Source organism: Corynebacterium sp. HMSC036E10 (genome assembly GCF_001836265.1).
Classification (GTDB): domain Bacteria; phylum Actinomycetota; class Actinomycetes; order Mycobacteriales; family Mycobacteriaceae; genus Corynebacterium; species Corynebacterium coyleae.
The window spans coordinates 173,071-186,678 of the sequence record NZ_KV827977.1; the positions used below are offsets into that span (position 1 = coordinate 173,071).

The 13,608-nt window shown below is 59.6% G+C and carries 10 protein-coding genes; 3 read left to right on the forward strand and 7 right to left on the reverse strand.

What is annotated here, in order from left to right; genetic code table 11:
* Positions 1-12: 12 nt before the first annotated feature.
* From mltG to aspS, 6 genes are all read right to left on the reverse strand, one after another.
* The gene (gene mltG / locus HMPREF2736_RS04735; RefSeq protein WP_070829006.1) at positions 13-1,164 is read right to left on the reverse strand and encodes an endolytic transglycosylase MltG; all 1,152 of its coding nucleotides are present in this window, start codon (positions 1,162-1,164) and stop codon (positions 13-15) included.
* A gap of 2 nt (positions 1,165-1,166) precedes the next feature.
* On the reverse strand, positions 1,167-1,655 hold the full coding sequence (gene ruvX / locus HMPREF2736_RS04740) for a Holliday junction resolvase RuvX (protein ID WP_070423088.1): 489 nt from the start codon (positions 1,653-1,655) through the stop codon (positions 1,167-1,169).
* Positions 1,656-1,766: 111 nt separating this feature from the next.
* Positions 1,767-4,436 carry an alanine--tRNA ligase gene (alaS, locus tag HMPREF2736_RS04745; protein WP_070484844.1) on the reverse strand — a complete coding sequence of 890 codons (2,670 nt, stop codon included), beginning with the start codon at positions 4,434-4,436 and terminating at the stop codon, positions 1,767-1,769.
* Positions 4,437-4,507: 71 nt separating this feature from the next.
* Positions 4,508-5,872 carry a replication-associated recombination protein A gene (locus tag HMPREF2736_RS04750; RefSeq protein ID WP_070451351.1) on the reverse strand — a complete coding sequence of 455 codons (1,365 nt, stop codon included), beginning with the start codon at positions 5,870-5,872 and terminating at the stop codon, positions 4,508-4,510.
* Between the two features lie 4 nt (positions 5,873-5,876).
* Positions 5,877-7,217 (reverse strand): phosphotransferase, encoded by a 1,341-nt coding sequence (locus tag HMPREF2736_RS04755; protein WP_070829007.1) that lies wholly within the window; start codon positions 7,215-7,217, stop codon positions 5,877-5,879.
* An 8-nt stretch (positions 7,218-7,225) separates the two neighbouring features.
* Positions 7,226-9,037 (reverse strand): aspartate--tRNA ligase, encoded by a 1,812-nt coding sequence (gene aspS, locus HMPREF2736_RS04760; RefSeq protein ID WP_070423235.1) that lies wholly within the window; start codon positions 9,035-9,037, stop codon positions 7,226-7,228.
* Between the two features lie 169 nt (positions 9,038-9,206).
* On the opposite strand from aspS, the gene HMPREF2736_RS04765 reads away from it, so the two are divergent.
* From HMPREF2736_RS04765 to HMPREF2736_RS04775, 3 genes are read left to right on the forward strand one after another with little or no spacing between them, the layout of a single operon-like run.
* Positions 9,207-10,127 (forward strand): KPN_02809 family neutral zinc metallopeptidase, encoded by a 921-nt coding sequence (locus tag HMPREF2736_RS04765; protein WP_070451349.1) that lies wholly within the window; start codon positions 9,207-9,209, stop codon positions 10,125-10,127.
* 16 nt (positions 10,128-10,143) lie between these two features.
* Positions 10,144-10,866, forward strand: a complete 723-nt coding sequence (locus HMPREF2736_RS04770) for a CBS domain-containing protein (RefSeq protein WP_070423083.1) — start codon at positions 10,144-10,146, stop codon at positions 10,864-10,866.
* A 53-nt stretch (positions 10,867-10,919) separates the two neighbouring features.
* A complete protein-coding gene (locus tag HMPREF2736_RS04775) occupies positions 10,920-12,314 on the forward strand; it encodes an L-serine ammonia-lyase (RefSeq protein ID WP_070484848.1) in 1,395 nt (464 codons plus the stop codon).
* Here the strand turns inward: HMPREF2736_RS04775 and hisS are convergent.
* Positions 12,301-13,587, reverse strand: a complete 1,287-nt coding sequence (gene hisS, locus HMPREF2736_RS04780) for a histidine--tRNA ligase (RefSeq protein ID WP_070829008.1) — start codon at positions 13,585-13,587, stop codon at positions 12,301-12,303. The genes HMPREF2736_RS04775 and hisS overlap by 14 nt on opposite strands.
* Positions 13,588-13,608: the final 21 nt, after the last annotated feature.

A 13,608-nucleotide genomic window follows, 5' to 3' on the forward strand; every position in this document is an offset into this window, starting at 1 on the left:
ACGACTCCATAACTAACGCTGCGAGTCCAGGATGCCCGACTCGATCGCGCGCTGCGTGTCATTGAGGTGCTGCTCGAACGTGTCGTTGAAGATGGTTGTGCCGTCCTTGTCCACGGTGACGAAGAACAGCCAGTTGCCGTCAGCTGGGTGCTCTACTGCATCGATCGCCTCAATGGACGGAGATGCAATCGGTGTTTGCGGCAGGCCATCCATTGCGTACGTGTTCCACGGAGTAACCCGCTTGCGGTCTTCATCTGTGGTTGCAACCTCAACGCTCGGCAGCCCGTAATTCACCGTGGAGTCGAATTCCAGTCGCATCGGCTCATCGAGACGGTTCAAGATGACGCGAGCGACCTTGTCAAACTCTCCGGCCGGCGCCTCACGCTCAACCAAGGACGCAGCGACAAGCAACTCGTACGGGCTCAAGCCAATCGCTTGCGCGCGGTTGACAATGTCAGTTGCGTCATACTGCTTCGCAGAACGCGTCACCAGATCCGAAAGAATATCCTCGGCGCTCGCGTGCGGGTCGATGATGTACTCACCAGGGGCAATGAGGCCCTCCAAACGCTTCGCGTCGCCAGCACGGGCAGCAACCGTTTCACGAGCCCACTCCGGCACACCGAGCTTCTCAGGATCACTGTTCGCCGCAGCGTTGTTCAGCTTCTCCACGTTGACGCAATCCGGTGTTACCTCCTCGCCACAGGTAGCCGACTGGATCATCGAGAAAATACCGAACCGAGTCTGGCCGCCAACGACGTTGACATCCATCAACGTCGCACCTCCGTAAACCTGCAGAGGGGTGATGCGCTGCGCGGGATCAAGGAGTGCCTCAACCGCTGACTTCGCGCTCATTTTGCCCTGCAATCTGTAGAAGCCGGGCTGAATGTTTCCCGCATCAGGGTTATTCGCTGCCGCTGTTTGGAAAGCACCGTCGCTGGCAACAATGCCGCGCTCTTCAAGCTCGGGGCCGAGCGCTGACAGGCTCGATCCCTCCTTGATTTGAACGACCTGTTCCTCACCGTTGCCTGCACCCTCAAAGTCTGCCGAACCCGAAAGGTTGCGCAAGACGGCAATCCAAGCGACAAGGCCAATGATGAGCAAAATGGATGCGACTAGCACCGCGGTGCCTCGGGTACGCCGGCGTGCGGCTTCACGGGTAGACACGGTTAGTTCTCCTTGAGGTAGTTCAGTCGGCCGTCAAGCCACGATTGCAAAATCTCTACAGCAGCTGCTTGATCAATGACCGCACGGCCTGCTTTCTCATTCACACCAGACATCCGCAATGAATGCGTCGCAGCAACTGTGGTGAGACGCTCATCCGCCATCCGCACCGGCACATCGCTACGCCGGCGAATACGGAATGCGATTTCCTTCGCATGTTTCACGCTTTTTGATCCATTGCCTTGCAGATCACGAGGAAGCCCCACAATGACTTCGACTGCTTCATTCTCAGCGATGAGTTCCAATATCCGCTCGATATCTTGCCCATCGCGGTCCTTGAAGCCGGTCACTCTGTCAATCGTTTCGACCGGTGTTGCCAGGCGGGCATCCCGGTCGGAGCGGGCAACGCCAATGCGCACAGTGCCGACATCAATGCCAAGTCGGCGTCCCGCACCGGGGTCGTCGACCCCAGGGCGATCTGGCTCCACCTTCATCGCTGCTCCTTTCCGTGTCTGCTGGCCTGGTCTCAACCTAGCCGTTAGCTGTGCGTCTCGTCGGACGCGCATTCGGCGTGTCAGCGTCGATTTTGTCCGCGAACGCGAGGCTTAGTCCCGGCGAAGCCAGTCACGCACAGCGGACAAAGCAGCAGGAATGCCTTCGGGCTTCGCACCAGAGCCCTGCGCAAGGTCAGGCTTTCCGCCACCCTTGCCATCGACGTACTCGCCAAGCACCTTGACCACGTCTCCCGACTTGATGCCGTCTTCCACTGCAGCCTTTGTTGCTGCAACCGCCAGAGAAACCTTGTCGCCAACCTTCGAGGTCAGCACGATCAGCGCATCCTCGGACTGCAACTTGCCACGCAGGTCAGAAACAATCGTGCGCAAATCACCCGTGTTGATCCCGTCGGGCAGCTGCTTTGCGACGAGGCGACGCGCGCCGATGGTCTCTGCTTCCTCCGCAAGGCTTGCAGTGGAAGCCAACAGCTGCTGACGGTGCAGGTTCTCGATTTCCTTTTCAGCCGCACGCAGTCGCTCAGCAAGCTGGGCAATACGGTCCGGAAGATCTTCCGTCGGCGTCTTGAACTCCGCAGCCAGGCCAGAAGCCAGCGCTGCCTCCTTCGACAGGTACTTGAAGGAATCCATACCGGAGTACGCCTCGATACGGCGGGCTCCGGAACCGACCGAGGACTCGCCAAGCACGGCGACCGGGCCGATCTGGGAGGCGTGCTCCACGTGGGTACCGCCACAAAGCTCGACGGAGAACGGTCCGCCGATCTCGACGACGCGGACAACGTCGCCGTAGCTTTCGCCGAACAGCGCCATCGCACCCATGGCCTTCGCCTTGTCCAGCGTGGTCTCAATGGTGTTGACAGCAAAGTCTGCGTCGACAGCCTGGTTCGTGATCGTCGCAATCTCCTGCAGTTGTGCCTCGGTCAGCGCCTCGGTGTAGTTGAAGTCGAAGCGCAGGTAACCCGGCTTGTTCAAGGAACCAGCCTGGACTGCTGTGGGGCCGAGCACCTCACGCAGCGCCGCGTGAATGAGGTGCGTTGCGGAGTGCGCCTGGCGGGCACCGTGGCGCCACGCACCGTCAACCTCAGCCGTGACCGTCGAGCCGAGATCCAGTCCACCGTTTTGGACCGTCGCCTTGTGCAGCCACAGTTTCTTGCCCACGCGCTGCACGTCGTTGACGTTGAGGATCGTGTCCCCCATGATCAAGCGGCCACGGTCGGCCATCTGACCACCAGATTCGGCATACATCGGGGTGACGTCGAGGATGACCTCGACCTCGTCGCCCTGGGAAACCTCGCCAACTTTCTCACCGTCGCGCACGAGGCCAATGACCGTGCCGTCGTGGACCAACTGCTCGTAGCCGACGAATTCCGTCGGGTTGTTGTCAACCCATTCGCGGTACAGCGACTCGTCAACGTTGCGGTGCTTCTTCGCCTTGTTGTCGGCCTTCGCGCGCTCTCGCTGTTCCTGCATCGCAGCGTTAAAGGCATCCATATCGACGTCCAGGCCGGCCTCGCGCGCCATCTCGACCGTCAGGTCGATCGGGAAGCCGTAGGTGTCATGCAGCTCAAAGGCCTGATCACCCGGCAGGACAGCAGCACCCGAAGCCTTCACTGCGGTTGCGGCTTCGTCGAAGCGCGACGTGCCGGACTCCAGTGTCTTGGAGAACGCCTTTTCTTCCGCAACAGCAACACGCAAAATGCGCTCGCGGTTGTCCGCGATCTCGGGGAAGGACGGCGTCATGGTGTCCATGATCGTGTTCATGAACGTCTCCATAACCGGCTTCGTCGCACCCAACAGACGCGCGGAGCGGATGATGCGGCGAAGCAGACGGCGCAGGATGTAGCCGCGGCCCTCATTCGACGGGGTAACACCGTCGAGGATGATCATCATGCCGGTACGGGCATGGTCAGCGATCACGCGGAAACGGACGTCGTCTTCCTTGTTGCCGTCGTCGTACTTCGAACCGGTCAGTTCTACCGCTGCATCGATGACTGGACGCAGAAGGTCCGTCTCATAGACGTTGTCTACTTCCTGCAGGATGCAGGCCACACGCTCAATGCCAAGACCGGTATCGATGTTCTTCTGTGGCAGCTCGCCGACAATCTCGAAGTTGCCCTTCTTATCACCTTCGCCGCGAATGGACTCCATGAACACGAGGTTCCAGATCTCCATGTAACGGTTGTCGTCGGCGATTGGGCCGCCTTCCTTGCCGTACTCCGGGCCCCGGTCGTAGTAGATCTCAGAGCAAGGGCCACACGGACCGGGGATACCCATGGACCAGAAGTTATCCTCCATGCCCATGCGCTGAATACGCTCTTCCGGAACGCCAATCTTGTCGCGCCAGATTGCGGCCGCCTCGTCGTCGTCAAGGAAGACCGTAACCCAGAGACGCTCCGGATCAAGGCCATAGCCACCGTCAGCAACAGCACCCGTCAACAGGTTCCACGCGTGAGTAATGGCGCCTTCCTTGAAGTACTGACCAAACGAAAAGTTGCCAGCCATCTGGAAGAACGTGTTGTGGCGGGTGGTGATACCCACTTCCTCGATATCGAGGGTACGCACGCACTTCTGAATCGATGTCGCCGTGCCATTGGCAAAGTCTGGGGTCTGATCGCCCAAGAAGTACGGCTTGAACGGCACCATTCCTGCGTTGACGAACAGCAGCGTCGGATCGTCGAGAATCAGCGAGGCGCTCGGTACCGGGGTGTGCCCGGCCTCAACGAAATGGTTGGTAAACCGCTCTCGGATCTCATGGGTTTGCACGCTTCGGTGTCCTTTCAACTGCTCCGGAGTTTTTCCGCGCTTACTTTACCCGCGACTCCTCTACAGTTGGGCTACCGCCCGCGAACAAGTCGGCGTAACCGACCAATAAACTCGCTAATTCGGCGCTCCGCGCCGTGTTCCGTCGGCTCGTAATACACCGCTTCTTCCAGCCCATCCGGGATATATTGCTGCTCGACCACTCCCCGCGGGTCGTCATGCGGGTAGACATATCCAACCGCATTGCCCATCTGTTTTGCGCCCTCATAGTGGCCATCGCGCAAATGGGCCGGCACTGGAGGCACATGCCCCTCACGCACGTCCGCTAAAGCACGATCGATGGCCTTAATGACGGCAGGCGACTTCGGCGCCGTAGCCAGGTGAATTGTCGCCTGTGCTAGCGCAAGACGCCCTTCTGGCAGGCCGACAAACTGCACTGCATTCGCCGCAGCGGTAGCAGTCTGCAACGCAGTCGGATCTGCCATACCAATATCTTCCGAAGCGTGAATGACCAGACGTCGTGCGATAAACCTGGGGTCCTCCCCGGCCTCGATCATTCGCGCCAGATAATGCAGCGCTGCATCGACATCAGACCCGCGGATCGACTTGATAAAGGCGCTGACCACGTCGTAATGCTGATCGCCATCGCGGTCGTAGCGAACAATCGCACGATTGACGTTTTCACGCACAATCTCCAGCGTGATCGTGCCACCGCCAGAAACAGCTTCAGCGGCAGCTTCGAGGTACGTCAGCGCCCGACGCGCATCGCCTCCAGCGAGCAGAATGAGTTGTGCGCGGGCTTCGTCGTCAAGCAAAACCTGCCCCTGCAACCCCCGCTCATCTGCCAATGCGCGGTCGATGACTCCGCCAAGGTCTTCGTCGCTAAGCGACTCGAGCTTGAGCAGCAGCGAGCGCGACAACAACGGAGCAACAACGCTAAAACTCGGGTTCTCCGTCGTGGCGGCAACCAGCAACACTGTGCGATTCTCGACGGCCGCAAGCAGCGCATCCTGCTGCGTTTTAGAAAACCTGTGGACCTCGTCGATAAAGAGCACGGTTTTCTCACTGCGGATGAGGTCACGCCGCGCCTCGTCGATAACCGCGCGGACTTCTTTCACGCCGGAAGACAGCGCGGACAACGCCACAAAGTTCTGCCCCATCGTTTTTGCGATTAACGATGCAATCGTGGTCTTACCTGTCCCAGGCGGACCATACAAAATCACCGATGCTGCACCAGAGCCTTCGATGAGCCGACGCAGCGGCTTTCCCTCGCTGAGCAAATGCTTCTGCCCCGCTACCTCATCTAGGGACTGGGGGCGCATCCGTGCGGCCAGCGGTGCTGTCGAGCCAGCTTCAAAAAATGAGGTACCCCTATTCCCCGATGCTGCACCGGGAACGTCGTTGCTAGAAGCAGCCGCGAAAAGTTCTTCTTGGCCCATTGCCTTAACGCAACCGCCTTGCGACCTCGGACGCGAACTCAGCAACGACAACGTATGCGGGGTCTTTACCGCTACCCGCATAAGCTGCCAACGACTCGAACGTCTCGCGCAAATCACGTCGCACGAGAAGCTCATCTTCGGTCAATGGTTCTCCACCTCGCGGTCGAAGCACAACGCCAGCATTCTCTTCGGCGTCGTCGCCAATGGCTTCGGCTACCCCATCTACAAGATCAAAATCCTGAATATCACCTGCCGAAAGACCAGCAGCTTCAAGCTCTTCCTCAAATGTCGGATCATCCTGCAACAACGCGGCCATAGGCTTCGGTTCCAACATGGCGACGCTACTAAGCGCCCACCCCACCAGTGCACCCGTGATGCGCGCCTGCAACGTATCCGGATGCTGCACTCCTGGCCAAAGGTCAGAGACCTGTATCCGCCACGCATCGACGAACGCCTTGGTCGCTTCCTCGTTAAACGGCTGCGAAGCCAAATACACCGGGAACCGCGCAACTACGTAGGCAACATCGAATGAAACATCCCGAAAGCCCGCTGATTCATAATCAAGAAAGTGAAACGAGTTCCCAGACCGAATGACGTTATCTGGTGCCAGGTCAAACGGCGTAAAAGCACGCATACCGCCACGCAGCAGCCGGCGCTCGATGTTACGAGCGGTGAGAACCACCTCTTGAGGAATCTCAATTCCGGCCTCACGCATGATCCGCAAGCCAACTCTGATCCGATGGGACAGCAACCGGTCCCTCAAACGTTGCAGCGGTGCAGCGTTGGGCCGTGAACGCGTCATCCGATGCAGTAAGACGTTAAACGCTTCCTCTTCATCGGCAGTACCTGCATGCATTCGGCCAAGTGCTGTGCCCAGGCTGCGCAACAGTGCGATGTGGTCCTCTTCGCTTGCAGTCTCAAGCGCTTCTGCGAGAGTTTCCCCATCACCGGAGTCGGTGATGATAATGATGCGTTGCTGCGTGTCGTAGCCCAACAACGCAGGGCCAGGCCTGGTCTTTTCACTTAAGGAAGTGGCGAATTGGTACGCGACAACCTCTCGAAGGTACGCCGCCTCTTCGAAGACAGACTCCGTTGGCGGCGCCTGCTTAATGATGACTGAGCGCTGCTGGAAAAACGGGTTCGTTTTAACACGAGCCCTCAACACGATCGAGGGACCGGAGCCATTAAGGCGTTCAACCTCAAACAACGACTGCTCACCGCCGTAACGGCGAGTGAGAATGTCTGTAGCGCTTGCAACGACTTGCTCGTCACTTACTTGCTCGGGCTGCATCCGGTCCCCTTTGTCGTGCGCCACCGCAGGAGCAGGTTCCTGCGGTGGCTGCATTCAATCGGCTACTTCGTGTCCGTTTCGCCGTCTGCCTTGTCTTCAACCTTCTTCGGCTTGAAGTCCACTCCAGTTTCCTTGCGCTGCTCAGCCGGAATTGGAGCAGGCGCGTCGGTAAGCGGGTCGACACCGCCGCCGGACTTCGGGAAAGCGATCACATCGCGGATCGATTCAAACCCACCGAGCAACGACACGATGCGGTCCCAGCCAAAGGCAATACCACCGTGCGGAGGAGCACCGAACTTGAACGCTTCGAGCAGGAAGCCGAACTTCTCTTCGGCCTCCTCATCGGTGATGCCCATGACCTCGAACACGCGCTTTTGGACATCGTGCTCATGAATACGGATGGAGCCGCCACCGATCTCGTTACCGTTGCACACAATGTCGTATGCGTAGGCGAGAGCCTCGCCCGGGTTCTGCTCGAAGTTGTCCAGGAACTCCGGCTTCGGAGAGGTAAACGCGTGGTGGACTGCGGTCCACTTAGAGTGGCCCAACGCGACATCACCGGATGCGGTTGCGTCTGCAGCAGGCTCGAACAGCGGTGCATCCACAACCCACGTGAACGCCCAATCGCCTTCCTTGATCAGGTCAAGCTTGCGCGCAATCTCACCGCGGGCTGCGCCAAGCAGTGCACGAGACGCCTTGGTTTCGCCTGCTGCGAAGAAGATGCAGTCACCCGGCTTCGCACCGACGTGCGCAGCGATGCCAGCCTTTTCCTCGTCAGTGATGTTCTTCGCCACCGGACCGGTGAGCTCGCCGTCTTCCTGAATGAGAATGTAGGCCAGGCCCTTCGCACCGCGCTGCTTTGCCCACTCCTGCCATGCGTCAAGCTGACGACGAGGCTGGGATGCGCCACCTTCCATCACAACAGCACCCACGTACTCGGCCTTGAAAACGCGGAAGGTGGTGTCCTTGAAGAAGTCGGTGCACTCGACCAATGGAATGTCGAAGCGCAGGTCCGGCTTGTCGGAGCCGTACTTCTCCATCGCTTCCTTGTAGGTCATGCGCGGAATCGGCGTCTGAATGTCGTAGCCGATCAGCTTCCAAAGCTCGACGAGGATTTCCTCGGCCAGCTCGATGATGTCGTCCTGATCAACGAAGGATGCCTCGACATCGAGCTGGGTGAACTCAGGCTGGCGGTCTGCGCGGAAGTCTTCATCGCGGTAGCAGCGTGCCAACTGGTAGTAGCGTTCCATGCCCGCGACCATCAGCAGCTGCTTAAAGAGCTGCGGCGACTGCGGCAGCGCATACCAAGAACCTGGCTTCAAACGAGCAGGAACAAGGAAGTCACGTGCACCTTCCGGGGTCGAACGCGTCAGCGTAGGCGTTTCGATCTCGGTGAAGTCGTGGTTGTCCAAGACGCGACGGGCGGCTTGATTGGCCTTAGCGCGGAGGCGAATTGCCTTAGCCTGACGCTCGCGGCGCAGGTCCAGGTAGCGGTACTTCAGACGTGCTTCCTCGCCAACTTCATTGGAGGATGCATCCTCGATCTGGAATGGCAGGGCTGCAGCCTTGTTCAGCACCTTCAGGTCAGTGACGTTGACCTCGATTTCACCGGATGCAAGGTTCGGGTTCGCAGAGCCTTCCGGGCGTGGCTCAACCACACCGGTGACCTGGATGACGAACTCGCTGCGCAGGTCGTGTGCAGCCTCCGCTACTTCGGACTCACGGAATACAACCTGAGCGAGACCAGAGCGGTCCCGCAGATCGATAAAGATGACCCCGCCATGGTCACGGCGGCGGGCCACCCAACCTGTGAGCGTGACGGTCTGACCGTCGAGTTCTTTGTTCAAGTTCCCCGCAAGGTGAGTGCGCAGCACGGTTTCTTCCACGTCCTTCCACGTGATGGCGAATCTAACCTGACAAAGTCTACCTACCCCGGCTGAGTGGTGCCTCGGCGAGGTCCGCCCCACACCACCCCAGTCGCTCGAGACACGATGTTTTGGCCCAACCGCGACACTCGGTAGGGATCTTTGGCACAATTCAGCCATGACATTTCGTGGTGATTACGCGCAGGGTCAGGGCGGCAACGTCAGGACAAGCTCCGGCTCCGGTCGCGGAGGCGGCGGGGTCAGCCCCGGCGCAATGGCAATTCTTCCGATGCTGCTTCGCGGCGGTGGCGGAGGGACTGTCATCTTGATATTGCTCGCGGTGCTGTACTTCAGCGGTGCGTTAGATGGACTCCTTGGCGGCGGGAGCAATTCTCAATCCCAGTCTGAGTCGCAGGGTGACTACTCACTCGAGCATTGCAACGAACAAGGATCCTCGAACACCTACGACGATTGCCGCGCGGCGGCAACCTTCGGGTCTGCCCAACAGATTTGGAGCGAAGTACTCCCCGCGCAGGCGAATGTCGAATTTGAGCCGGCAGATATGGTGCTTTTCCGCAACGATGTCACCACTGGCTGCGGCTACGCTACCTCCGATACCGGCCCGTTCTACTGCCCTCGCGATACCACCGCTTACCTTGACGTGAGCTTCTTTGAGCAGCTGGGCCAACTCGGCGGCGCGAACGGTCCGCTTACTCAGGAGTACGTAACTGCCCACGAGTACGGCCACCACATCCAGCATCTGGAAGGAACGTTGGGGCTGAGCGACTATAAGAACCCAGGCCAGGATTCTGCGGCTGTCGCAATTGAGCTGCAGGCGGACTGCTACGCCGGAATCTGGGCAAAACATGCTGCCGAGCAGGGCGTTTTGGAACCGATCACCGACGAACAGCTCGAGCAGGCACTGCAGACCGCCCGTTCGATTGGCGACGACAACATTCAACGACGCTCAGGCGGCGACGTCGACCCGGATGCGTGGACGCATGGCTCCTCTGAGCAGCGTATGGAAGCGTTTAATTCCGGATACAACTCTGGACAGATGGCCGCCTGCGACACGCTCAACCGCGGTGTCTACAACTAAAAGGCACCGTTCGCTTATGACCAAGTCCGCACCAAACCGCGCTATCCCGTTCCTTGCCGCCTTCAATTCGATCGAGTCGCATTTGCGCAGCGAATTGGATGCCAAACGATCCGATTCGTTTACGTGGATGGTGGGCCTCGCCGCAAAGAAAGGGATTCTTGCTCGCGACCAGGCCGAGACCTTGCGTGAGTTTGCGGATCTGCGCAACGCGATTAGCCATGGGGAGTACGACAATCTCCGCCCGATTGCAGAGCCGCTCCCCGAGACGGTTCAAACAATCGAGCATTTGCGCGACGCGATACTCTCCCCACCGTTGGCCCTTGAGGTGGTCCCACACCAGAAGGTGGTGACGTTTACGCCGGAGACGGACATTCATGAGCCATTGAAGACAATCGCGACACAGGGACTAACGCAATTCCCGATCTACGACGAAGGCAAGTGCGTCGGGCTGCTCACCACGAATGCAATCGCGCGCTGGGTGGCGGCGGAACTGACAGATGATGACCGCATTCCCGCTACCACCGTTCGCGATGTGCTCACCCACAGTGGCAAACTCGACCACCCGGTGTTTCTTCCACGGACCGTAACCGCCGCACGTGCTGTTGATGCGTTGAGTACTCCATTGGAAACCGGCGCGGTGCCTCGCCTGGCCATCATTACCGAGCACGGCAAGGCAAACCAGCGGCCGATCTCGGTTTTGGGGGCAACCGACATCCCTGCACTATCTCAAGCGCAGTAGCGCATCCCGCTTATCGACGAGCCACAACCGGTTTCTGCGGTAGGATTCGCCGCATGTCAGCAAACTTTGTCAGTGTTGTCGACCTGTTCAGTATCGGCATCGGTCCATCCTCATCTCACACCGTTGGCCCGATGCGGGCCGCAATGACGTTTGTGGAGAAACTCGGGAAGGTACCGGCGAAGGTTGTCGTAGAGTTGCGTGGTTCCCTCGCCGCCACGGGAGTCGGCCACGGCACCGACCGTGCTGCGTTGCTCGGGCTGGTTGGGTACACCCCCACCACCACTTCTGCAGACATTGCTCCAAAACCTGGCGAGCCGATCCCTTCCACAGGCGTGATCGAAGGCCCGACAGGGCGCGTGGAGTACGAGCTTCGCTTCGACCCGGCACCGGTGGCCGAACACCCGAACTGTCTCATCTTCGATGCGTGGGACACAGACGGCACCATGATCGCCGAACGCGAGGACTATTACTCTGTCGGCGGCGGATTCATTCTGGATCGTTGGGAGATGGAAGCGCACCGACAAGAATCCGGTGTTGCATCCGCTCGTGAAATTGCGACGGTCCCCTACCCGTTTAACAATGGCGCAGAACTCATGGAGCAATGCCGAACACATGGGATGACAATCGCAGAGATCATGCGTGCGAACGAGGAGTCGATCCACGGGGCGCAGCGACTCAACTCCCATTTGGATGCGGTGTGGGACGTCATGCAGGAATGCGTTGCGCATGGCCTGAAGACAGAGGGAATCCTTCCCGGCGGCTTGAACGTAAGGCGTCGCGCGAACCGTCTTCACCGTCTACTGACTGCAGAGTACGAAGCATCCACTGCCCGTGGGCTTGACGCTATGGAATGGGTGAACCTGTACGCGCTTGCCGTGAACGAAGAAAACGCTGCTCACGGCCAGGTGGTTACCGCGCCAACGAACGGCGCAGCCGGCATTATCCCTGCAGTTATGCATTACTGCCGCGACTTCACCGACGACTTCACTGCTGAGCGCGCCCGCGAATTTCTGCTTACGGCTGGTGCGATCGGGTCGATCATCAAGACCAACGCCTCGATTTCAGGCGCAGAAGTCGGCTGTCAGGGCGAGGTCGGTTCGGCTTCTTCGATGGCCGCTGCTGGCATGTGCGCAATCCTGGGCGGCACCCCTGAGCAGGTTGAAAACGCAGCTGAGATCGCGCTCGAGCACAACCTTGGCCTGACCTGCGATCCTGTGGGCGGTCTGGTCCAGGTTCCGTGCATCGAGCGCAACGCAATTGGTGGCGTAAAGGCCATCAACGCGGCACGGTTGGCAAAGCTTGGAGATGGCACCAACATCGTCACCCTCGACGACGTGGTGGAGACCATGGCAGCCACCGGCCGCGACATGATGACTCAGTACAAGGAAACGTCCATGGGTGGCCTCGCAGTCCAGCTCGGCCTGCCCGTGAACATTACTGAGTGCTGATTGCCTGCGCGACCGCTTCAGCGGAAAGCGCAACGGCCTCCTGTGAGTGCTCGGCGAGGTTCTTGACTGCAACCTCGCCTGCCTCCAGCTCACGCTCGCCGAGCACCAGCGCGAAGCGTGCGCCCGCGCGGTCAGCACCCTTCATTGAGCCCTTGAGCCCGCGGTGGCCGTAAGCCATGTCGGCGCTGATACCGGCCGCGCGGAGTTCGCCGACAAGCTTGCTCATCTTCACTCGTGCTTCGTCACCAATCGCGATACCGAACACATCGACACGGTGGGCTGCTGCTTCAAGCTCGACGCGTTCAGCTTCGAGGGCGAGTACCGCGCGATCAACGCCGAGACCGTAGCCGATGCCGGAGAGGTCCGGGCCGCCAATCTGGGCCATCAGGCCGTCGTATCGTCCACCGCCACCGATGCCGGACTGTGCGCCGAGGCCATCGTGGACGAACTCGAAGGTGGTCTTGGTGTAGTAGTCCAAACCACGAACCATGCGTGGGTTAATGACGTACGGCACGCCGAAGTCATCCAGCGCTGCGGTGACGGCCTCGAAGTGGGCACGGCATTCGTCGCAAAGGTGATCCAGCATCAACGGCGCATCGGCGGTCATCTCTCGGACCGCCTCACGCTTGTCGTCGAGCACTCGAAGTGGGTTGATCTCAGCACGGTGGCGAGTTTCCTCGTCGAGTGGGAGATCAAACAGGAACTTCTGCAGCTTCTCGCGGTAGGCCGGGCGGCAATTCTTGTCGCCGAGGCTGGTGATCTCCAGACGGAAACCGCTCAGGCCGATCGCACGGTAGCTGCGGTCTGCCAAGGCGATCACCTCGGCGTCGAGCAGCGGATCGTCGACACCAATGGCTTCCACGCCCACCTGCTGCAGCTGACGGTAGCGTCCGGCCTGCGGGCGCTCATAGCGGAAGAACGGTCCGTAGTAGTTGAGCTTCACGGGCAGGTAACCGCGGTCCATGTTGTGCTCGATGAAGGAGCGCATGACGCCGGCGGTGCCCTCGGGACGCAGCGTTACCGAACGGCCACCGCGGTCCTCGAAGGTGTACATCTCCTTGCTCACTACGTCAGTAGATTCACCGACGCCGCGGGCAAACAAGGTGGTGTCTTCGAACACCGGCAGCTCAATGTGTTGGTAGCCAGCGATCCGTGCCTGGCGCGCGAACTCGTCGCGGACATGGATGAACGCACTCGAGGCGGGCGGCACATAATCGGGCACGCCTTTCGGTGCGGAAAGTTTTTGGAACTGCTCGGCTTGATTCTCACTCACGAGGCCTTAGTCTAACCAACC